This window comes from Pseudomonas sp. HMSC067G02, from assembly GCF_001813485.1.
Classification (GTDB): Bacteria; Pseudomonadota; Gammaproteobacteria; order Pseudomonadales; family Pseudomonadaceae; genus Pseudomonas; species Pseudomonas aeruginosa.
Genome location: NZ_KV812728.1, coordinates 114,993 through 132,509 on the forward strand (window position 1 = coordinate 114,993; position 17,517 = coordinate 132,509).

Here is a 17,517-nt window from a genome sequence, read left to right on the forward strand (position 1 = left end):
ACGAGGGATAGGCAGGGGATATCGAAATGGGTCTGTTCAATGCACATGCGGTGGCGCAGCAACGCGCCGACCGGATCGCCACGCTCCTCCAGTCGTTCGCCGACGGCCAGCTCGACACCGCCGTCGGCGAGGCCCCGGCGCCCGGCTACGAGCGTCTCTACGACAGCCTGCGGGCGCTGCAGCGGCAACTGCGCGAACAACGCGCCGAACTCCAGCAGGTGGAAAGCCTGGAGGCGGGGCTGGCGGAGATGAGCCGCCAGCACGAAGCCGGCTGGATCGACCAGACGATTCCCGCCGAACGCCTGGAAGGTCGCGCGGCGCGCATCGCCAAGGGCGTCAACGAACTGGTGGCCGCGCACATCGCGGTGAAGATGAAGGTGGTCAGCGTGGTCACCGCCTACGGCCAGGGCAACTTCGAGCCGCTGATGGACCGCCTGCCGGGCAAGAAGGCGCAGATCACCGAAGCCATCGACGGCGTTCGCGAGCGCCTGCGCGGGGCCGCCGAGGCGACCTCGGCGCAACTGGCCACGGCGGCCTACAACGCGCGGATCAAGAGCGCGCTGGACAACGTCTCGGCCAACGTGATGATCGCCGACAACGACCTCAACATCATCTACATGAACCGCACCGTCAGCGAGATGCTCGGCCGCGCCGAAGCGGATATCCGCAAGCAACTGCCGAACTTCGACGCCGGCCGCCTGATGGGCGCCAACATCGACGTGTTCCACAAGAACCCGGCGCACCAGCGGCACCTGCTGGCCAACCTCACCGGCGTGCACAAGGCCGAGCTCAACCTCGGCGGCCGGCGCTTCTCCCTCGACGTGGTGCCAGTGTTCAACGACGCCAACGAACGCCTCGGCTCCGCCGTGCAATGGACCGACCGCACCGAGGAACACCGCGCCGAGCAGGAAGTCTCGCAACTGGTGCAGGCGGCGGCCGCCGGCGACTTCAGCAAGCGCGTCGAGGAGGCCGGCAAGGAAGGCTTCTTCCTCAGGCTGGCGAAGGACCTGAACAGCCTGGTGGATACCGCCGACCGCGGCTTGCGCGACGTCTCGCGGATGCTCGGGGCGCTGGCCCAGGGCGACCTCACCCAGCGCATCGAGGCCGACTACCAGGGCACCTTCGGCCAGCTCAAGGACTTCTCCAACGAGACCGCGCTGAGCCTGTCGCGGATGCTCGGGCAGATTCGCGAGGCCGCCGACACCATCAACACCGCCGCCAGCGAGATCGCCAGCGGCAACGCCGAACTGTCGGCGCGCACCGAGCAGCAGGCGTCGAGCCTGGAGGAAACCGCCTCGAGCATGGAAGAACTGACCAGCACGGTGAAGCTCAACGCCGAGAATGCCCGCCAGGCCAACTCGCTGGCGGCCAATGCCTCGGAAGTGGCGACCCAGGGCGGCACCGTGGTGCAGAAGGTGGTCAGCACCATGTCCTCGATCAACGAGTCGGCGCGCAAGATCGCCGACATCATCGGGGTGATCGACGGCATCGCCTTCCAGACCAACATCCTCGCCCTCAACGCCGCGGTCGAGGCAGCCCGCGCCGGCGAGCAGGGCCGCGGCTTCGCGGTGGTCGCCGGGGAAGTGCGCACCCTCGCCCAGCGTTCCGCCGCCGCGGCCAAGGAGATCAAGACGCTGATCTCCGACTCGGTGGACAAGGTGGAGAACGGCAACACCCTGGTGGCCCAGGCCGGACAGACCATGAGCGACATCGTGGTAGCGATCCGCCGGGTCACCGACATCATGTCGGAGATCGCCGCCGCCTCCGCCGAGCAGAGCACCGGCATCGAAGAGGTGAACAGCGCGGTCTCGCAGATGGACGACATGACCCAGCAGAACGCCGCGCTGGTGGAGGAAGCCGCGGCCGCCGCCGAGGCCATGCAGGAGCAGGCGGGCCTGCTCAACCAGTCGGTGGCGGTGTTCAGGCTGGACACTCCGCCGAGCGTGGTCCAGCTCGCCAGCGCGCGGCCGTCCGCGCCACGCCCCAGCGCGCCGGCGCCGCTGGCCCGCAGCGGCATGGCGCGGGCCAGCAAGGCGCGCAAGGAAGACGGCTGGGAAGAGTTCTGAGACCACGCCGCGCCTCCGCCAGGCGGAGGACGGCAAGCCCTTAGGGTCGACCAGGGAAACCCGACGCCAATGCCCACCTCCACGCCTTCGCCGGTGTTCGGCAACCAGGAGTTCCACTACACCCGCGAGGACTTCCAGCAAGTACGCGAGCGGCTCTACCGGCTGACCGGCATCAGCCTGGCCGAGAGCAAGGCGCAACTGGTCTATAGCCGCCTCTCGCGGCGCCTGCGCCTGCTGCGGCTCGGCAGCTTCGCCGAATATTTCACCCACCTCGACCGCGAGCCGGGCGAGCAGCAGTTGTTCGTCAACGCGCTGACCACCAACCTCACCGCATTCTTCCGCGAACGCCACCACTTCCCCCTGCTCGCCGACCTCGCCCGCCGCCAGTTGCAGCGGCATCGCCCGCTGCGCATCTGGTCGGCGGCGGCGAGCACCGGCGAGGAACCCTATTCGATCGCCATTACCCTGGTGGAGGCGCTGGGCAGCTTCGATCCGCCGGTGAAGATCGTCGCCTCGGATATCGACACCGGGGTGCTCGACTGCGCCCGCCTGGGCGTCTATCCGCTGGAACGCCTGGAGCAGATGCCGGCGCCGCTGAAGAAACGCTTCTTCCTCCGTGGCACCGGGCCCAACGCCGGCAAGGCGCGGGTGGTGGAGGAACTGCGGCAACTGGTGGAGTTCCGCCAGATCAACCTGCTGGAAGCGGACTGGTCGATCGCCGGGGAACTCGACGCGATCTTCTGCCGCAACGTGATGATCTACTTCGACAAGCCGACCCAGACCCGCCTGCTGGAACGCATGGTGGCCCTGCTGCGGCCGGAGGGCCTGTTCTTCGCCGGGCATTCGGAGAACTTCGTCCACGCCAGCCACCTGGTGCGGCCCGTCGGCCAGACCGTCTACAGCCCGGCCTGATCGCGATGAATCTCCAGGCCCGGGAAGGCGCGCCGCTGAACCGCTACTACGATCCGTACTTCGCCTGCGATGCGGTGAAGCTGTTGCCCGGCGAGTACTTCGCCAGCGGCGAAGACCTGGTGATCGTCACCGTGCTCGGCTCCTGCGTCTCGGTGTGCCTGCGCGACCCGCTCAACGGCATCGCCGGGATGAACCACTTCATGCTCCCCGAGCGCGGCCTCGGCGGCGACCCGGCCTCGCCGTCGGCGCGCTACGGCAGCCACGCCATGGAACTGCTGATCAACCGCATGCTGGCCCTCGGCGCCAGCCGCGAGCGCCTGCAGGCCAAGGTCTTCGGCGGCGGCTCGGTACTGCGCCAGATCAGCGCCGCCATCGGCCAGCGCAACGTCGAGTTCACCCTCGACTACCTGGCCACCGAGCGTATCCCGCTGCTCGCCAGCGACGTGCTGGAGGCCTTCCCGCGCAAGATCTACTTCTTCCCGCGCAATGGCCGGGTCCTGGTGAAGTCCCTGGTGGAGCTGAAGAACGACACCGTGCTGCAGCGTGAACGCGACTACCGCCGCCGTATCGATCGCAACGCGGACGGCGGCCCCATCGACCTGTTCTGACTCTCCGGGAGAGCCCGCCATGCCCATCAGTGTCCTGGTCGTCGACGATTCCGCCCTGATCCGCAGCCTGCTCAAGGAGATCATCCAGGCCGACCCGGAGCTACGCCTGGTCGGCTGTGCGCCGGACGCCTTCGTCGCCCGCGACCTGATCAAGCAGCACGCGCCGGACGTGATCAGCCTCGACGTGGAAATGCCGCGGATGGACGGCCTGACCTTCCTCGACAAGCTGATGAAGGCGCGGCCGACCCCGGTGCTGATGATCTCCTCGCTCACCGAGCGCGGCTCCGAAGCCACCCTGCGCGCGCTGGAACTGGGCGCGGTGGACTTCATCGCCAAGCCCCGGCTGGGCATCGCCGAAGGCATGCAGGCCTATGCCGAGGAAATCCGCGCCAAGCTCAAGACCGTCGCCCGCGCCCGCCTGCGCCGCCGTGCGGCGGACGCGCCGGCGCCGCCGGAAAGCGCAGCGCCGCTGCTCAGCACCGAGAAGATCATCGCCCTCGGCGCCTCCACCGGCGGCACCGAGGCGCTCAAGGAAGTGCTGCTCGGCCTGCCGGCGCACAGTCCCGGGGTGGTCATCACCCAGCACATGCCTCCCGGCTTCACCCGCAGCTTCGCCGAGCGCCTGGATCGCCTGACCCGGCTCAGCGTCAGCGAAGCGCGCGACGGCGACCGCATACTGCCCGGCCACGCCCTGGTCGCGCCGGGCGACCACCACATGGAGGTGCAGCGCTCCGGCGCCAACTACGTGGTGCGTTTGAACCGCCAGGCGCAGGTCAACGGCCACCGCCCGGCAGTGGACGTGATGTTCGAGTCGCTGGCTCGCTGCGCCGGGCGCAACCTGCTCGCCGGCCTGCTCACCGGCATGGGCAAGGACGGCGCGCGCGGGCTCCTGGCGATCCGCCAGGCCGGCGGCTACACCCTGGCCCAGGACGAGGCTACCTGCGTGGTCTACGGCATGCCCCGCGAAGCGGTGGAACTGGGCGCCGCGGAAGACGTGCTGCCGCTCGAACGGATCGCCGCCGCGCTGCTCCAGCAAGCCGCCCGGCGCGGCAGCGGCAACCGCCTCTGAGCGGGATCCTGGCCGGCCCGCTGCGCTTTTTCGCCGCCCCCCGCAACCTCCCCCGCCGAGACCCCGCCGACGACAGGCCCGAACCACGGGCCTTTGCCTGCTCGCCATCATTGTGACGTCAAATTAATGGCGAAATAAAACCAAATTACGTTGCCTGAAATAATGCACATCTGCACAATTGGCCCTTTCGCCAAAAGTTCGACACACGCTTTCGATCCATGATTTCGGCCGCGGGCCGGGCGAGAAACTGATAGGGATAGCCATGGCGGCGAACTGGGGGTTGCGCGGCAAATCGGTGGTGGCGCTGTTGCTGGCCTGTGCCCTGGCACTGGTCCCGGCGGTGCTGCTGGGCTGGCGCGCGATGGACGACATCCGTACGCACTTCGGCCTGGCCTACGCGAAGAACTTCACCCTGCTGCACCGGCAGAAGATCCTCGCCCCGGTCTCCCGCGAACTGGCGTTGTCGCGCCGTTTCGCCGAATCGGTGGTGACCCGCGACTGGCTGCTGAAGGAAGACGACCCGGCGCGCCGCGCGCTGTTCTTCCGCGAGGCCGAGGGCTACCGCGGCGACTTCCGCGACCACGCCTACTTCATCATCGCCAGCGGCTCCCAGCACTACTACTTCAACGACGGCAGCCAACCCTACAGCGAACGGCCGCGCTACACCCTGGAGGCCGGCGACCCGGAAGACGCCTGGTACTTCAATACCCTGCGCAACAGCGCCGCCTACAACATCAACGTCAATGTCGACAGCAAGTTGAACCTGACCAAGGTCTGGTTCAACCTGGTGATCCGCGACCAGGGCCGGCCCATCGGCCTGGCCGGCAGCGGCCTGGACCTGAGCGGCTTCCTCGACGACTTCATCATCGCCCGCGAGCCGGGCGTGACGCCGATGATCGTCGGCGACGACGGCGCCATCCAGGCCCACCCGGACCGCCGCCTGATCGCCTACAGCTCCGCCGCCGGCGGCGCCAGCGAACGCCACCGGGTGTTCGACCTACTCGACCAGCCGGAACAGCGCGACGCCCTGCGCGAGGCCATGCGCCTGGCCCGCGCCAAGGCCGGCTCGGTGCACTGCCTGTGGGCCGGCCTCGACGGCCGCCAGCAACTCTTCGCCGTGGCCTACATTCCCCAACTGCGCTGGTACGTGCTCACCGCCGTCGACCTGCACGCCGCCCAGGTCCTCGACAACCGCTGGCTATGGCCGCTGGCGGGCACGTTCCTGCTGTTGCTGGTGGCCCTGCTGCTGGGCTTCGCCTATGCCGTCGAGCGCCTGCTGTTGCGCCCCCTGCGCAGCCTCAAGCGCTCGGCCAAGGCGATCGCCGCCGGACGCTACGACACGCCGCTGCCGCTGGCGCGCCAGGACGAGATCGGCTCGCTGTCGAAGGCCTTCGCCAGCATGGCCGACCAGGTCCGCCGGCACACCGCCGAGCTGGAAGACAAGGTCCAGGAGCGCACCCAGGCGCTGGAGGAAGCCAACCGCGAGATGGCCGCCGCGCAGAAGAAGATCGGCGACAGCCTCGACTATGCCAGCCTGATCCAGCGCGCGATCCTCCCCGACCGCCAGCTCAGCGCCACCCTCGGCGAGCATCACTTCATCCTGTGGAAACCGCGCGACGTGGTCGGCGGCGACTTCTACGTGTACCGCGAGCAGGCCGACGGCTACCTGATCGGCGTGGTCGACTGCGCCGGTCACGGCGTGCCCGGCGCGCTGATGACCATGCTCGCCCGCGCCGCCATCGACCACGCCATCGAGGCGGTGGGCAGCCGCGACCCGGCGGCGATCCTCGGCGAGACCGACCAGGCGATGCGCAGCATGCTCAGCCAGGAGCAGATCCCCCAGGCGCTGGCCACCAACATGGATGCCGGGCTGGTCTGGGTCGACCGCCGGCGCCGCCAGCTGGCCTTCGCCGGGGCGAAGATCTCGCTGTACGCCAGCGACGGCGAGGAGGTCCAGGAACTCAAGGGCGCGCGCCGGGCGATCGGCGACAAGCGCCGTGGCGACTACCGCAACATCGAGGTACCGCTGGCGCCGGGCTGGACCTTCTACCTGAGCACCGACGGTTTCCTCGACCAGGCCGGCGGCGAACACGGCTTCGGCTTCGGCAGCCGGCGCTTCGCCGACATGCTCCGCGACCACGCACGGCAGCCGCTCCCCGAGCAGGCCGAGGCCTTCGTGGCGACGCTCGCCGAGTACCAGGGCGAGCACCCGCAACGCGACGACATCACCATCCTGTCCTTCCGATTCGACTAGGGGCACCCATGGAAACGCTAGACCTGCTGGCCATGCGTGAAAGCTACACCCGCCAACGCATCCTGCTCTGCTTCAACGGACCGATCTCGCGCAGCCTGATCGAGGAGATAGGCCACGCGCTGCGCAACTACCTGCACGCCGAACAGGCCAAGCCGAGCGAAGCGATGGACGTCTTCGCGGTGTACATCGAGATGACCCAGAACATCCGCCACTACGCCAATCTCAAGGGCTACGGCGAACACGAGGCGGCGGCCACGGTAGCCATCGCCCGCAACGAGGACGGCCACTACGTGGTGTCCGCCGGCAACCTGGTGGAGCGCGACGACGGCCAGAGCCTGGTGCGCAGCATCCAGGCCATCGCCAACCTCGACAAGGCCGCCCTCAAGGCCGCCTACAAGGAGCAGCTACGCCGCCCGCGCGACAGCGGCTGCGCCAGCGGAGCCGGTCTCGGCCTGCTGGACATCGCCCGCAAGTCCAGCGAACCACTGGCCGCATCGCTGAAGGAACAGCCCGACGGGCGCGCCTTCTTCAGCCTGCGCGCCGTGATCTGACCCCGTGTTTTAGGAAGAACACCATCATGAGTGACCTGCACATACCCGGCACCCAGTCCACGCCCGCCATCCAGGGCGACTGGCAGGCCGGACGCCTGTCCATGCAAGGCGATTCCTACCCGGAAAACTCCTATGAACTGTTCGGCCAGGTGATCGACTGGGTCGAGCGCTTCCTCGCCGACGGGCAGCGGCCGCTGGAACTGGACCTGCGCCTGCTGTACCTGAACACCAGTTCGATCAAGGCCATGATGGACATCCTCGACCTGCTCGAAGAGGCCCACCAGGGCGGTCGCCCGGTCAGCCTGCGCTGGCACTACGACCGGCGCAACGAACGGGTCGCCGAGCTGGCCGAGGAGTTCCGCGAGGATTGCAGCTTCCCCTTCGCCATCCAGGCCCACGACGAGTAGCCGACGATGAGCCGCGAACGCGAACTGGACGCCTGGATCGACGGCCTGCTGGCCGATCCGCAGTTCCACGGGCATCCGCTGCACCAGGCGCTGGCCCGCCTGCGCCAGCAATCGCTGGAGCAACTGGTGCGGCTGGAGCGCATCGCCCGGATCTCCGACGGTTTCCAGTCGATGGCGCGGGAGCAGAACCTGTCGCTGTCCGAGCGCTACCACAAGCAACTGCGGCGCCTGGAAAAGGTGGCGCGGATCTCCGACCGCTACCAGCAGATGATGCGCGACCTCAACCTGGCGCTGAAGGAAGCCTCGATCCGCGACCCGCTGACCGGCCTGCCCAACCGACGCATGCTGCTGGAGCGCCTCAGGGAGGAGAACGAACGCTCCCAGCGCCACGGCCAGAGCTACGTGCTGGCGATGCTCGACGTGGACTTCTTCAAGCAGGTCAACGATACCTGGGGCCACGACAGCGGCGACCGGGTGCTGGTGGAAATCGCCCGGGCCATGGAGTCCGAGCTGCGCGAATACGACCTCTGCGGCCGCTGGGGCGGCGAGGAATTCCTCCTGCTGCTGCCGCAGACCCGCCTGCAGGATGCCGGCCCGGTACTCGAGCGGGTGCGCGACAGCGTACGGACCCTGGCGGTACGCGTCGGCACCGAGGCGCTGAGCGTCACCGCCAGCGTCGGCGTCACCGAACACCGCATCGGCGAAACCTATTCGCAGACCGTCAATCGCGCCGACGCCGCACTGCTCGACGCCAAGCGCAGCGGCCGCGACAAATGCGTGTTCGCCGCGCTCCCGCCGCTTCCTGCCCCTTCCCGCCCGGCTCCAGCGCGCTGAGCCTCCTCAGGCGTCCAGCCGCTGCGGCCGCACCTGGCCTCGGCTGAGGTCCACCAGCAGCGCCTGAAGCGCCTCGAAGCGCGCCACCGGCAACTCCAGGGTCAGGACGACGCCGTCGGCGCCGTAGTCTTCCGCCGCCACGCTGGCGCCCAGCGCCAGGCTGCGCGCCTTGAGCAGCGCGTGGTCGGCGAAGGCACAGGCGAAGCGCGCCCGGCAGCGCTCGACCAGCTCGCTGCGCGGCGCCTGCTGCAGGCACTTGGCTGCGCCGCCGCCATAGGCGCGGGCGAGGCCGCCGGTGCCGAGCTTGATGCCACCGAACCAGCGGCTGACCAGCACCGCCACGCAGTCCATGTCCTGTCCCTCGATGGCCGCCAGGATCGGCCGCCCGGCGCTGCCGCCGGGTTCGCCGTCGTCGCTGAAGCGGTACTGCGCGCCGCACTTCCAGGCCCAGCAGTTGTGTCCGGCGGAAGCGTCGCGGTGGGCGGCGATGAACGCCTGCGCCTCGTCCTCGTCGGCCACCGGCGCGGCGATGGTGTGGAAGCGGCTCTTGCGGATTTCCTCGCGGTATTCGGCGAGGCCTTGCAGGGTGCTCGGCATCGCGTTCAGGCCGCCGGCGGGGTCAGTCCGCAGCCCTTGAGGATGATCCGCACCAGGTTGTCGGCGGCGGCGGCGAAGTCCTGCCTGGACATGCGCTTGCGGCCGGTGACCAGGCCGATCTGGCTGGCGAAGTCGGCGTAGTGCTGGGTGCTGCCCCAGAGCAGGAAGATCAGGTGCACGGGATCCACCGGGTCCATCCGGCCGGCGGCGATCCAGGCCTCGAATACCGCGGCGCGGCCGCGGAACCAGCTGCGGTAGTCCTGGTTGAAATGCGCGGTGAGGCACTCGCCGCCGCTGATGATCTCCATGGCGAAGATCCGCGAGGCCAGCGGGTAGCGGCGGGAGAACTCCATCTTGGCGCGGATGTAGCGGGCCAGCGCCTCGGCCGGATCGTCGTCGACGCCGAGGGTGTTGAAGGTACTGTCCCAGAGTTCGAGGATGTTGCTCAGCACCGCCGTGTAGAGGCCCAGCTTGTTGCCGAAGTAGTAGTGCAGGTTGGCCTTGGGCAGGCCGACGTTCTGCGCGATGGTGTTCATGCTGGTGCCCTTGAAGCCGTGGCGGGCGAACTCCTCCTCGGCCGCGGCGAGGATCGCCTCCTCGTTCTTCTGGCGGATGCGCCCGGCCGGCTTGTCGCGGGCGGCCGGGTCGTGGGCGGGCACTGTCAGGGTCATGCGCAGGTTTCCATCGGCGTGATCCCCGCGTTGATACCCCAGCCCGGCCGCGGGACACAAGCCAGGCGCGGAAAAATTTGCAAACGCCCGTATCAACCCAGCGGCTTGCGCCAGCGCGCCAGGGCGCCGCCCTTCGCGCTGGCCTGCGCCGCTTCGGCAACGCGCTCCTCGGGCAGCAGCAGATTGAGCAGGATGGCGGTGATGCCGCCGCTGGTGATCGCCGAGTCGAACAGGGTCTTCACCACCGCCGGCATCTGGTCGAGCAGGGTCGGCTGCGCGGCCACGCCGAGGCCGACGCCGAACGAGGCGGCGATGATCAGCACGCTGCGGCGGTCCATCGCGGTCTGGCCGAGAATGCGGATGCCGGCGGCGGCGACGCTGCCGAACATCACCAGGGTGGCGCCGCCGAGCACCGGCTTGGGGATCTGCTGGAGGATCGCGCCGACCCAGGGGAACAGGCCGAGCGCCAGCAACACGCCGCCGATATAGATCCCGACGTGCCGGCTGGCCACCCCGGTGAGCTGGATCACCCCGTTGTTCTGCGCGAAGGTGGTGTTCGGGAAGGCGCTGAAGGTGGCTGCCAGCAGGCAACTGACGCCGTCGCCGAGCACCCCGCCGCGCAACCGCTGCAGGTACGCCGGCCCCTCCAGGGGTTGCCGCGAGAGCATGCAGTTGGCGGTCAGGTCGCCGACCGTCTCGATGCTGCTGATCAGGTAGATCAGCGCCACCGGCAGGAAGGCCATCCAGTCGAAGGCGAAGCCGAAGCGGAACGGCTGCGGCAGGCTGACCAGCGGCAGCTCGGGCAGCGCCCGCGGAACGAACAGGCCGGTCGCCCAGGCCGCCAAGGTACCCAGCGCCAGGCCGATGACGATGGCGGCCAGGCGCAGCCAGGGCAGGCGCGAGCGGTTCAGCAGGACGATGCTCAGCAGCACCAGCGCGCCCAGCGCGAGATTGGCCGGTGCGCCGAAGTCCGTGGCCCCGGCTCCGCCGCCGAGGTCGGTGATGCCGACCTTGATCAGGCTGACGCCGATCAGGGTGATGACGATGCCGGTGACCAGCGGCGTGATCACCCGGCGAAGATGGCCGAGGAAACGACTGAGGACGATCTGCACGAAGGCGCCGAAGAAGCACACGCCGAAGATCATCGCGAGGATCTCCTCGGGACCGCCGCCGCGCTGCTTCACCAGCATCCCGGCGGCCAGCACGGCGCCGAGGAAGGCGAAGCTGGTGCCTTGCAGGCAGATCATTCCGGCGCCGATGCCGAACGGCCGGCGCGCCTGGATCAGGGTGCCGGCGCCGGAAACCATCAGCGCCATGCTGATCAGGTACGGCAGGTGCTCGCCGAGGCCGAGCAGCGAGCCGATCACCAGCGGCGGAGTGACGATACCGACGAAGCTGGCCAGCACGTGCTGTAGCGCGGCAAGGAAGGCGGGAAGCGGGCGCGGCCGGTCGTCGAGGCCGTAGATGAGGTCGTTGGGGCGTTGGTCTTCGCTATGCATCGGGCCGTCTCAAGTGGCGCTCCTCGGACAGGAGGAGGATGCACGGCTTCTGCAAAAAGCTGTCCAGGTGATCAGCTTATTCCTGCCGCTCAGGCTGCAGGGCGCGCCCGGCGTGGGTCGAGCGAACAACGGGAGGCAAACGCAAGGACCACGGAGGCGACCGTCGCGCACCGTGCCGATGCACGGCGCGCAATGACGGGGCGCGCTGGCGGGGCCCGGCCGGCAGCCCCGCGCGACGGACTCAGAAGTGGTACTTGACCAGGAAGCTGGCGGTGTTCTGGTCGGTGGTGAAGTACTGCGAGTCCTTCACGCCGTACTTGTCGGACCAGTAGTCGTACTCCAGGCCCACGTACAGGTGCTTCGCCTCGTAGCCGAGGGCCTTGCCCAGGTCGTACTTGACCTGTGGGTTGAAGTGCAGGTTGGCGTGGTAGTCGCTCTGGTTGCGGCGGCTGGTGCTGGCGCTCTTGTTGTTGATCACCCAGTCCATGTAGCCGTCGATGAGGATGTCGGAGTTGCCCACCGGAATGGTGTAGGACCACACCGGGGTGATCTGCCAGGCGCCGGCGCGCACGCGGTTGCCGTCGGGCTTGCGGTAGTAGAAGTTGAGCTGGAAGTAGTCGAAGCCGGGGATCGCCAGGTCGAAGCCCGGGCCGAGCAGGTAGGCCTCGGTATCGCCTTCGCCGAACTCGTAGGTGCCGGCCAGCAGCACGTCCTTAACCGGGCCGAAGGAGAGGTCCGCTCCGGTGAGCTTGCCGAAGCTCAGGCGCGGAGTGATCTCGCCGTAGTAGGTGTTCTTGCCGTTGCTGGCGTCTTCCTTGCCGTTGTAGTTGATCTGGTCGAAGAAGATGAACAGGTCGCCCCAGGTCCAGCCGCTGGCATGTTCCAGGGTGAAGGTCTGCTGGATCGGCGGGTTGATCTTGAAGTTCTTGCCGTAGAGGTAGGTCAGGCTCTCGTTGTGCCAGAGCAGCGGCCCCGAGTCGGTCTCGTGGGTCGGCGTCATGTCATGGTCTTCGGCGACAGCCTGGCCTGCGGCCAGCAGCCCCCCGGCTAGCATCACGGTGGCGAGTGTGCGGCTCATTGAAACGCTCCTGGAGTGAATAGCTTTTTTTCTAGTGGGCGAACCTGTCCGAGCGGTCAGGCCTCGCCATGGATAGCAAGAACGAAGCCAAGACGGCGCGGGCGCTTCGCCGGGTTTCCAACGGCGAAGGGAACGCCTGTTTTTTCAGTGTTCTGGACAAAGGCGGCGAAATGCCTCCAACCTCTCTACGACGGCAAAAACCTGACCCCAAGGACAGTTTCTGCCTTGCGCTGGTGCATGGTCGGGAGGGGCGTGCTCGACTTTGGGATGGCAGCGCGAAGAAAACTGGATACACAAAAGCGTTTTGTGACAAAAAGAATCAGTAGGATTTTGTACACAAAACACTGCGTGGTATTTCTACACATCACCGCCCCGGCGTTCGGGCGAGAAGCGGCGCGGATGATGCCAGAGACGGCGGGCGGAATTCATCCCCGAATGGGGTTTTTCGTCGGGTTTCAGGACGCCCGGACGTAAATTCGCCAGGGCCTGGGAGACTCCGGTGGCATGACATCCAGAAAGCGCTCTCGATGTCGCGTAGCGGAGCGCGCTCGAGTACGGGTCGCCTGGCAGCCTATGCCTGCCGGGACTTCTTGCTTCGCCATTCGCAGGGCGGATACGCCTTGGGCATTATCCGCCGGACAGGTCTCCCCGCCTCACCCACATGGGTCCCCTCACCACACCGCGATCTGCGAATCGGTGCGCGGCTCGGTGCCGCCACAGAGCACGCCGCTGGCCGGGTCGCGCAGGACGATCTGGCCGCGCCCGTAGCTGGTCGAGTCGTAGGCGATCTCCACCTGGTGCCCACGCTGCGCCAGCTCCGCCGCCAGCGCGCGCGGCGCGGCATGTTCGATGCCGACGCGCAGCCCGCCCAGCCACTGCCAGCGCGGCGCGTCGAGGGCAGCCTGGGGGTTGAGGCCGAAGTCCACCAGGTTCATCACCATCTGCACGTGGCCCTGCGGCTGCATATAGGCGCCCATCACGCCGAACGGGCCGAGCGGCACGCCGTCCTTGCTGAGGAAACCGGGAATGATGGTGTGGAAGGTCTGCTTGCCCGGCTCCAGGCAATTCACGTGGTCCGGATCGAGGCTGAACTCGGCGCCGCGGTTCTGCAAGGCGATGCCGGTGCCGGGCACCACCACGCCGGAGCCGAAGCCGTGGTAGTTGCTCTGGATGAACGAGACCAGGTTGCCCTCCTCGTCGCCACAGGCCAGGTACACCGTGCCGCCCGGCCTCGGCTGGCCGGGGCTGGGATCGAGCGCGCGCTCGCCGATCAGCGCACGGCGGCTGGCGGCGTAGTCCTCGTGCAGCAGTTCCTCGACCGAGACCCGCATCGACTGCGGCTGGCTGATGTAGTGCAGCCCGTCGACGTACGCCAGCTTCATCGCCTCCAGTTGGCGATGCCAGGTCCGCGCGCAGTCGCGCTCGCCGAATTCGAAGCCCTTGAGGATGTTCAGGGTCATCAGGGCGATCAGGCCCTGGCCGCTCGGCGGAATCTCCCAGACGTCATAGCCACGGTAGTTCAGCGAGATCGGTTCGACCCACTTCGCCTGGTAGCCGGCCAGGTCCTCCGCGCGCAGGTAGCCGCCGCTGCGCTCGGCGTGGCCGACGATGGCCCTGGCCAGCTCGCCGCGATAGAAGCTTTCGCACTGGCTGCGCGCCAGCTCGTCCAGGGTGTCGGCCTGGCCCGGCTGGCGGAACACCTCGCCGGCGCGCGGAGCCCGGCCGTCGATGAGGAACTCGTCGAACCAGGCCCGCAGCTCGGGCCGCTGCGGCAACGCCGCACGGAACTTGTCCAGGCCGCTCTGCCACAGGCGGGCGATCACCGGCGAGACCGGAAAGCCATCGCGAGCCAGCTCGATCGCCGGCCGCAGCAGTTGTTCGAACGGCAATTTGCCGAAGCGCCGCGACAGTTCGGCCCAGGCCGCCGGACAGCCCGGCACGGTGACCGGCGTCCAGCCGTACAGCGGCATCCGCTCGTGGCCGGCGGCGCGCACCCGCTCGCGATCGAGCAGGCCCGGCGCGCGCCCGCTGGCGTCCAGGCCGTGCAGGCGGCCGCGGGTCCAGACCAGGGCGAAGGCGTCGCCGCCGATCCCGCAGCCGGTCGGCTCGACCACCGTCAGCGCGGCGGCGGTGGCGATCGCCGCGTCGATGGCGTTGCCGCCACGGCGCAATATCTCCAACCCGACCTGCGCCGCCTGCGGCTGCGAGGTGGCGACCATGCCGCGGCGGGCATGGACCGGCGAACGTTGCGAGGCGTAGGGAAGCGCGTGGGCGGAGAAGTCGAGCATCGGCGTGGGCTCCGGGAAACTTGAGGCGGCAGGTTAGCCCTGCCAGACTCTGCCGACTAGCGACACGACGCCAAGTCATGACGATGAACGGACAGCCTGCGGAACTGCACCGCCCGATTCCCACCCTCGCCCGCCTGCCACGGCCGGTCTACGCGCGCGCCGAAAGCCTGCGCGCCGGCTCCTGGACCTCGCGCCACCGGCACGCCTGGGTGCAGCTTTCCTACGCCATCAGCGGCGTGCTCGGCGTGCATACCGCCGAGGGCAGCTTCTTCGCCCCGCCGCAGCGGGCGATCTGGATTCCGGCGCAACTGGAACACGAGGTGGTCACCTCCACCCGCGCCGAGATGCGCAGCCTGTACATCCGTGGCGACGCCTGCGCCTGGGCGCCGACGCGTTGCCGGGTGCTGGAGGTGACGCCGCTGGCGCGCGAGCTGATCAAGAGTTTCTGCGAGTTGCCGGTGGACTACCCGGAGGGCGGCAGCGCCGAGTCGCGACTGGTGCAGGTGCTGCTGGACCAGCTACGCCTGCTGCCGGAGGTCGCCTTCTCCCTGCCGATGCCGCGCGAGCCGCGCCTGCTGCGGCTGTGCCAGGCACTGATCGACGAACCGACCCAGAGCCTGACCATGGGCGACTGGGCGCAGCGCCTGGGCACCTCGGAAAAGACCCTGTCGCGCCTGTTCCAGCGCGAGACCGGGATGAACTACCGGCTCTGGCGCCAACGCCAGCGCCTGCTCGCCTCGCTCAACGCGCTGGAGGCCGGCGACAGCGTCACCGGCGCCGCCCTGGACAGCGGCTACGACTCGACCTCGGCCTACATCGCCGCCTTCAAGGGACTCTTCGGCTTCACTCCCGGCGAACTGTTCCGCCAGCGCTGAGCCCGGCGAAGGGCCCAGCGCGCGGGGCTCAGAACACGTCGATGGGATAGTCGACGATCACCCGGTATTCGTCGATGTCGTTGTCCACCGCGCTGTAGCCGCCGGTGCCGCGGTGGGTGGCCCAGCGCAGGCGCAGCGAGAGGTCCTTGGCCGGACCGCCCTGGACCACGTACTGCAGGTCGAGGTCGCGTTCCCAGTGCTTGGCGTTCTTGCCGTCGGCGCTGTACCAGCCGCCGTAGCCGGGGCTGTCCGGATCGACCCGGGTCAGGTCCAGCTTGCCGCGCGAGTACGAGGCCGAGGCGCTCAGGCCGGGCAGGCCGAGGGCGACGAAGTCGTAGTCGTATTGCAGCTTCCAGGACTTCTCGTTGGGACCGTTGAAGTCGGAATACTGCTGCGAGTTGTCGAGGAAGATGCTGTCGCCCTGGTTGATGTAGTCGAACGGCGTGTTGCCGTTGACCTTCTGCAGCACCGCGGTGACGGTGTGCTGCCTGTAGCCGACCGCGAAATGCAGGCTGTAGGTGTTGTTGTCGATCCGGCCGAGCAACGAGTCGCCGCTGTCGACGGTCTTGTAGTAGTGCGCGCCGGGGTTCAGCGACCAGTTGTCGTCGATCTCGTAGGTGTAGTCGACGTCGGCGTAGTACTGCTTCCAGACGTTCTGCAGTTCGGCGGCGTACAGGCTGCTGGTGAAGCCCTCGATGCCGCCCCAGGTGCCGCCCAGCCAGCTGAGATGATGGCTGTCGCGGTCGCCCGGCAGTTCGCCGTAGTACGAGCCGAGGCGACGGTGGCCACTCTGGTTGTAGTACTTGGTGAAACTGACCTGGCCAGCCGTGAGGGTCAGGTCCTCGAAACTGTTGTTGGTCAGGCTCACACCGCGGAAGGTCTGCGGCAGCATGCGCGACTCGCCGCCGGCGACCACCGGGTTGCTGAGGAACTGGTCGCCCAGCTTCAGCTCGGTGTCGAAGGCGCGGATCTTCAGCGCCGCCCCGCCACTGGAGAACTCATCGGGTGCCTTGCCGGATTCGTAGCCTTCCTTGCTCGGCGCGGTGATCGGCAGGATGCTGGTGCCGCCGGTACCGCCGCCGCCGTCGAGCTTCAGCCCGAGCATGCCGTAGGCGTCGACGCCGAAGCCGACCACGCCGGGCGTGTAGCCGGACTGAAAGGTGGCGATGAAGCCTTGCGCCCATTCCTTGCTGTCGTGCCCGGAAGCGTGCCGGCGGTCATGGTTGAAGTAGTAGTTGCGGGTCAGCAATTGGAGGCTGGAGCCTTCGATGAAGCCTTCTTTGGCTTCCCCCTCATCGGCCCAGGCGGCGGACGCGGTGCACAGCGCCAGCGCCATCGGCGTCAAGGCGAACAGATTCCTCATTGCGGTTGCTCCTTCTTACAGCGTGGTGAAATCCGGCAAGGCCGGAAAGCGTGTTGTGGTGTCGTTCCCGGCGACGCTTCTGCTGGCGTCGCGCGGGCGATCGCTCCCATGGGGCGCCCAGCCGGGCGCAACCCGAAAAAAAAGGCCGCTGGTATCAGCGGCCTTGAGAAGACGTCGAATAGGAGCAATCAAAGTTCGGCGTCGGGAAGTCTTGCCAGTGTATTTCCGGACACTGGAAACCGGCTGGAACACAGTCGGACTCTTCTATTGAAAGTCTCTTCGACTCATCGGGCTTTAGGCTTTCCACGTCCCGCTCTTGCATGGCGAGATCGATGAAGACAGAACGAATATCGTCGACAGCCAGCGACAATTATCCATTGAGCTGGCGCGATTATATTTTTTTGCCACTATCGGAAAAACCCGATATCCAACGAAAGTCTTTTAC

General features: G+C 67.9%; 16 protein-coding genes. 10 read left to right on the plus strand and 6 right to left on the minus strand.

Annotated elements, in window-relative coordinates:
- Positions 1–26 precede the first annotated feature (26 nt).
- The 8 genes from aer2 to siaD all read left to right on the plus strand — a co-directional run bounded on the left by aer2 (position 27) and on the right by siaD (position 8,701).
- Positions 27–2,066 (plus strand): aerotaxis transducer Aer2, encoded by a 2,040-nt coding sequence (gene aer2, locus HMPREF2914_RS28580; RefSeq protein ID WP_003123817.1) that lies wholly within the window; start codon positions 27–29, stop codon positions 2,064–2,066.
- Positions 2,067–2,135: 69 nt separating this feature from the next.
- Positions 2,136–2,978, plus strand: a complete 843-nt coding sequence (locus HMPREF2914_RS28585) for a CheR family methyltransferase (RefSeq protein ID WP_003083930.1) — start codon at positions 2,136–2,138, stop codon at positions 2,976–2,978.
- 5 nt (positions 2,979–2,983) lie between these two features.
- Positions 2,984–3,586, plus strand: a complete 603-nt coding sequence (gene cheD / locus HMPREF2914_RS28590; RefSeq protein WP_003102220.1) for a chemoreceptor glutamine deamidase CheD — start codon at positions 2,984–2,986, stop codon at positions 3,584–3,586.
- A gap of 19 nt (positions 3,587–3,605) precedes the next feature.
- On the plus strand, positions 3,606–4,655 hold the full coding sequence (locus HMPREF2914_RS28595) for a protein-glutamate methylesterase/protein-glutamine glutaminase (RefSeq protein WP_003083922.1): 1,050 nt from the start codon (positions 3,606–3,608) through the stop codon (positions 4,653–4,655).
- A gap of 262 nt (positions 4,656–4,917) precedes the next feature.
- Positions 4,918–6,909, plus strand: coding sequence for a biofilm regulation protein phosphatase SiaA (gene siaA, locus HMPREF2914_RS28600; RefSeq protein WP_003083920.1), 1,992 nt, complete (start codon positions 4,918–4,920; stop codon positions 6,907–6,909).
- 8 nt (positions 6,910–6,917) lie between these two features.
- The gene (gene siaB, locus HMPREF2914_RS28605) at positions 6,918–7,460 is read left to right on the plus strand and encodes a biofilm formation regulator kinase SiaB (protein ID WP_003083916.1); all 543 of its coding nucleotides are present in this window, start codon (positions 6,918–6,920) and stop codon (positions 7,458–7,460) included.
- Between the two features lie 26 nt (positions 7,461–7,486).
- On the plus strand, positions 7,487–7,867 hold the full coding sequence (siaC, locus tag HMPREF2914_RS28610) for a biofilm formation regulator SiaD modulator protein SiaC (RefSeq protein ID WP_003083913.1): 381 nt from the start codon (positions 7,487–7,489) through the stop codon (positions 7,865–7,867).
- A gap of 6 nt (positions 7,868–7,873) precedes the next feature.
- A complete protein-coding gene (siaD, locus tag HMPREF2914_RS28615; protein WP_003083910.1) occupies positions 7,874–8,701 on the plus strand; it encodes a biofilm formation regulator diguanylate cyclase SiaD in 828 nt (275 codons plus the stop codon).
- Between the two features lie 6 nt (positions 8,702–8,707).
- Here the strand turns inward: siaD and HMPREF2914_RS28620 are convergent, their stop codons facing one another.
- From HMPREF2914_RS28620 to HMPREF2914_RS28635, 4 genes are all read right to left on the minus strand, one after another.
- The gene (locus tag HMPREF2914_RS28620; protein WP_061181473.1) at positions 8,708–9,298 is read right to left on the minus strand and encodes an IMPACT family protein; all 591 of its coding nucleotides are present in this window, start codon (positions 9,296–9,298) and stop codon (positions 8,708–8,710) included.
- A 5-nt stretch (positions 9,299–9,303) separates the two neighbouring features.
- Positions 9,304–9,969, minus strand: coding sequence for a TetR/AcrR family transcriptional regulator (locus HMPREF2914_RS28625; protein ID WP_003083903.1), 666 nt, complete (start codon positions 9,967–9,969; stop codon positions 9,304–9,306).
- A gap of 92 nt (positions 9,970–10,061) precedes the next feature.
- Entirely contained in the window at positions 10,062–11,468 is a 1,407-nt protein-coding gene (locus HMPREF2914_RS28630) for a uracil-xanthine permease family protein (RefSeq protein ID WP_003102211.1), read from the minus strand.
- Between the two features lie 241 nt (positions 11,469–11,709).
- Complete coding sequence (locus HMPREF2914_RS28635; protein WP_003083898.1) at positions 11,710–12,546, minus strand: outer membrane protein OmpK; 837 nt, start codon at positions 12,544–12,546, stop codon at positions 11,710–11,712.
- A 68-nt stretch (positions 12,547–12,614) separates the two neighbouring features.
- On the opposite strand from HMPREF2914_RS28635, the gene HMPREF2914_RS32565 reads away from it, so the two are divergent.
- Positions 12,615–12,872, plus strand: a complete 258-nt coding sequence (locus HMPREF2914_RS32565) for a hypothetical protein (protein ID WP_123903201.1) — start codon at positions 12,615–12,617, stop codon at positions 12,870–12,872.
- A 345-nt stretch (positions 12,873–13,217) separates the two neighbouring features.
- On the opposite strand, the gene HMPREF2914_RS28645 is transcribed toward HMPREF2914_RS32565, so the two are convergent.
- On the minus strand, positions 13,218–14,834 hold the full coding sequence (locus HMPREF2914_RS28645; RefSeq protein WP_003128380.1) for a gamma-glutamyltransferase family protein: 1,617 nt from the start codon (positions 14,832–14,834) through the stop codon (positions 13,218–13,220).
- 77 nt (positions 14,835–14,911) lie between these two features.
- Here HMPREF2914_RS28645 and HMPREF2914_RS28650 point away from each other — a divergent pair, with 77 nt between their 5' ends.
- On the plus strand, positions 14,912–15,709 hold the full coding sequence (locus HMPREF2914_RS28650; RefSeq protein ID WP_023980080.1) for an AraC family transcriptional regulator: 798 nt from the start codon (positions 14,912–14,914) through the stop codon (positions 15,707–15,709).
- Between the two features lie 28 nt (positions 15,710–15,737).
- Here HMPREF2914_RS28650 and HMPREF2914_RS28655 read toward each other — a convergent pair whose 3' ends face one another.
- On the minus strand, positions 15,738–17,072 hold the full coding sequence (locus HMPREF2914_RS28655) for an OprD family porin (RefSeq protein WP_003102204.1): 1,335 nt from the start codon (positions 17,070–17,072) through the stop codon (positions 15,738–15,740).
- Positions 17,073–17,517 lie beyond the last annotated feature (445 nt).

What these genes read in the sequence shown, in the direction of transcription:
- aer2 (WP_003123817.1), top strand. Translation starts at nt 27, where the DNA reads ATGGGTCTGTTCAATGCACATGCGGTGGCGCAGCAACGCGCCGACCGG.
- HMPREF2914_RS28585 (WP_003083930.1), top strand. Translation starts at nt 2,136, where the DNA reads ATGCCCACCTCCACGCCTTCGCCGGTGTTCGGCAACCAGGAGTTCCAC.
- cheD (WP_003102220.1), top strand. Translation starts at nt 2,984, where the DNA reads ATGAATCTCCAGGCCCGGGAAGGCGCGCCGCTGAACCGCTACTACGAT.
- HMPREF2914_RS28595 (WP_003083922.1), top strand. Translation starts at nt 3,606, where the DNA reads ATGCCCATCAGTGTCCTGGTCGTCGACGATTCCGCCCTGATCCGCAGC.
- siaA (WP_003083920.1), top strand. Translation starts at nt 4,918, where the DNA reads ATGGCGGCGAACTGGGGGTTGCGCGGCAAATCGGTGGTGGCGCTGTTG.
- siaB (WP_003083916.1), top strand. Translation starts at nt 6,918, where the DNA reads ATGGAAACGCTAGACCTGCTGGCCATGCGTGAAAGCTACACCCGCCAA.
- siaC (WP_003083913.1), top strand. Translation starts at nt 7,487, where the DNA reads ATGAGTGACCTGCACATACCCGGCACCCAGTCCACGCCCGCCATCCAG.
- siaD (WP_003083910.1), top strand. Translation starts at nt 7,874, where the DNA reads ATGAGCCGCGAACGCGAACTGGACGCCTGGATCGACGGCCTGCTGGCC.
- HMPREF2914_RS28620 (WP_061181473.1), bottom strand. Translation starts at nt 9,298, where the DNA reads ATGCCGAGCACCCTGCAAGGCCTCGCCGAATACCGCGAGGAAATCCGC.
- HMPREF2914_RS28625 (WP_003083903.1), bottom strand. Translation starts at nt 9,969, where the DNA reads ATGACCCTGACAGTGCCCGCCCACGACCCGGCCGCCCGCGACAAGCCG.
- HMPREF2914_RS28630 (WP_003102211.1), bottom strand. Translation starts at nt 11,468, where the DNA reads ATGCATAGCGAAGACCAACGCCCCAACGACCTCATCTACGGCCTCGAC.
- HMPREF2914_RS28635 (WP_003083898.1), bottom strand. Translation starts at nt 12,546, where the DNA reads ATGAGCCGCACACTCGCCACCGTGATGCTAGCCGGGGGGCTGCTGGCC.
- HMPREF2914_RS32565 (WP_123903201.1), top strand. Translation starts at nt 12,615, where the DNA reads ATGGATAGCAAGAACGAAGCCAAGACGGCGCGGGCGCTTCGCCGGGTT.
- HMPREF2914_RS28645 (WP_003128380.1), bottom strand. Translation starts at nt 14,834, where the DNA reads ATGCTCGACTTCTCCGCCCACGCGCTTCCCTACGCCTCGCAACGTTCG.
- HMPREF2914_RS28650 (WP_023980080.1), top strand. Translation starts at nt 14,912, where the DNA reads ATGACGATGAACGGACAGCCTGCGGAACTGCACCGCCCGATTCCCACC.
- HMPREF2914_RS28655 (WP_003102204.1), bottom strand. Translation starts at nt 17,072, where the DNA reads ATGAGGAATCTGTTCGCCTTGACGCCGATGGCGCTGGCGCTGTGCACC.